Source organism: Paenisporosarcina sp. P5_A11, assembly GCF_056400705.1.
The window spans coordinates 1-2212 of the sequence record NZ_JBFUKT010000294.1 but is presented as its reverse complement, the minus strand read 5'-3'; the positions used below and the strand labels follow the sequence as shown (position 1 = coordinate 2212).

The following is a 2212-nucleotide window of genomic DNA, read 5'->3' as shown; positions in this document are numbered from 1 at the left end:
GTCTGTGAGTGGTCCGAAATCTCATTTGAATAGTCCACAAACTCGTACCGAATGGTCACAAACCACCTACATAGAAAAAGAGAGCGCCAGGAGGCACTCTCTAAATCATTACTTATTTAGACTTTTTAAATTGTTCCATTTTAAGTTCTAAATCATCCATCATCGCGATTAAGCGATCAATATCTTCAAGTTTAGTCGTTTCTGGTTCAATTGAATCTAATACTTCTAAGAAAATGTGAAGACGTTCTTTTAAGTATGTAACTTGTTGGTCATTGTCCGATATAGACTTGCCCATGTGAGACACCTCGCTTTACCAATCCATCGTAGCCCATTTCCCATCATTTTTCAACTTTGAGTAGGACTTTAGAAATATTTTAATATTAATTGTATTTTGAATATTTACAAAAATCAATTAACGTGTTAAAGTAAACTTACTTCAACAGGAGAGGGGAGGCCGTAGTGAATAGTCGAAACCAATCAACCATTTAGAAGGAGGGGGTTCGAATATTTCACCGGCAAAACAGCCGTGAATCGATATATGGATACTCAATTAGATATTAGTGATATTTAGAAGGCTCAGCCAATTATCTGTTCGCAGATCATCGACTGAGCCTTTGACATTGTCTAAAGAATTTCAAAAGTTTCTATGACTTCCATCGATTGATCAACAGAACGAACCATTGAACAATTTTTCTTCGTAAGAGTCATCGCGCGTTCCATTTTAGTTGAATTGAGATTTGATCCTTTAAGTTTAAAATGGATATGAACTTTTTCAAGTCGACTCGCTTCCTCAGGATTTCGAATAACTTCTAACACATCGATTTCCATTTCCTCAACTGGCATACGCATTTTCTCGCAGACTTTTCGCAGGACACCTCCACTACAGCCAACTAGAGACGAAACCAGTAGTTGATAAGGTCTAAACCCTTTTGTTTCGTCACTCGAAATCGTTAACGTGCCAAAATCCAAAGCTGATTCAAAACCATTTTCAGTCATAATATATTTCAACGTTTGTCCCTCCTATATGGTAGAATTGTACCGAAACTTGGTTGAAATGAATATGATTTCAACTTGTCTGTAGGAGGACCACCATGAATCAATTTACAGCTGTAGAGAAAAGAAGATTTTGGATTTTAGTAGCTATTGTGTCCATCTCAGGTTTCTCACAAGGAATGTTGTTGCCACTTATTTCAATTATTTTCGAACAAGACGGGCTTTCTTCTTCATTGAATGGATTGAATGCAACGGGATTATATATCGGGACACTTCTTATATCACCGTTTATGGAACAGCCTCTACGGAGATTTGGTTATAAACCAATCATCATTGTCGGAGGTCTTTTGGTCTTTATTTCGTTATTATTATTCCCATTATGGAAAAGCGTTGTTTTTTGGTTCATTTTGCGATTATTTATTGGAATTGGGGACCACGCACTTCATTTTTCTACACAAACTTGGATTACAAGTTTTTCACCTAAAGAACGATTAGGGCGTAATATTGCCTTGTACGGCTTGTCTTTTGGGATTGGATTTGCAGCAGGTCCGTTGTTTTTGCCACTCGTATCCATCTATGAAGGACTACCCTTTATTGTTTCAGGGATTTTATGTTTAGCTGCATGGTCGTTGGTGTTTTTAATTGATAATGATTTTCCGGGACATATGCATGAGACATCGACGATGCGAGGGACGTGGGCACGTTTTGGTGCAACTATAGGGTTTGCGTGGGTAGCTTTTATTCCTCCGTTTAGTTACGGTTTTTTGGAGTCCAGTTTACATGCCATTTTCCCGGTTTATGCACTACGAAATGATTTCAATCTATCAATGGTGTCGATTATTTTAGCGGCATTTTCAACTGGAGGGATTTTGTCGCAGTTACCTTTAGGTGCCTTAAGTGATCGAATCGGAAGAAGAAAAGTCGTGCTTTCTGCACTATTTGGCGGAGCGTTTTCTTTTAGTTTTGCCGCGTTGCTAGAGCATAATATGTGGACACTTGTTTTTGCATTTCTTCTAGCAGGTTTGTTTGTCGGTTCAACGTTTTCACTTGGGATTTCGTATATGACAGATTTGACTCCTAAAGCATTATTGCCAACAGGAAATTTATTATGTGGAATTTTCTTTAGTATTGGAAGTTTAACAGGACCATTTATGGGCGGAGTCTTTTTACAATTTTTTGAGGGTTTTAGTTTTTTATGGCTCGTCTCGTTATTTTTGTT

3 protein-coding genes are annotated in these 2212 nt (G+C 37.7%); 1 reads left to right on the top strand and 2 read right to left on the bottom strand.

The window, feature by feature from the left end; genetic code table 11:
• Positions 1-112: 112 nt before the first annotated feature.
• Together AC1DOS_RS19565 and AC1DOS_RS19560 are read right to left on the bottom strand one after the other, a co-directional pair.
• Positions 113-295, bottom strand: coding sequence for an SE1561 family protein (locus AC1DOS_RS19565; RefSeq protein ID WP_108587800.1), 183 nt, complete (start codon positions 293-295; stop codon positions 113-115).
• A gap of 329 nt (positions 296-624) precedes the next feature.
• Positions 625-1008, bottom strand: coding sequence for an OsmC family protein (locus AC1DOS_RS19560; protein WP_477538826.1), 384 nt, complete (start codon positions 1006-1008; stop codon positions 625-627).
• A gap of 83 nt (positions 1009-1091) precedes the next feature.
• On the opposite strand from AC1DOS_RS19560, the gene AC1DOS_RS19555 reads away from it, so the two are divergent.
• Positions 1092-2212: MFS transporter (locus AC1DOS_RS19555; protein WP_477538825.1), on the top strand; the 1121-nt coding region annotated here is incomplete at its 3' end.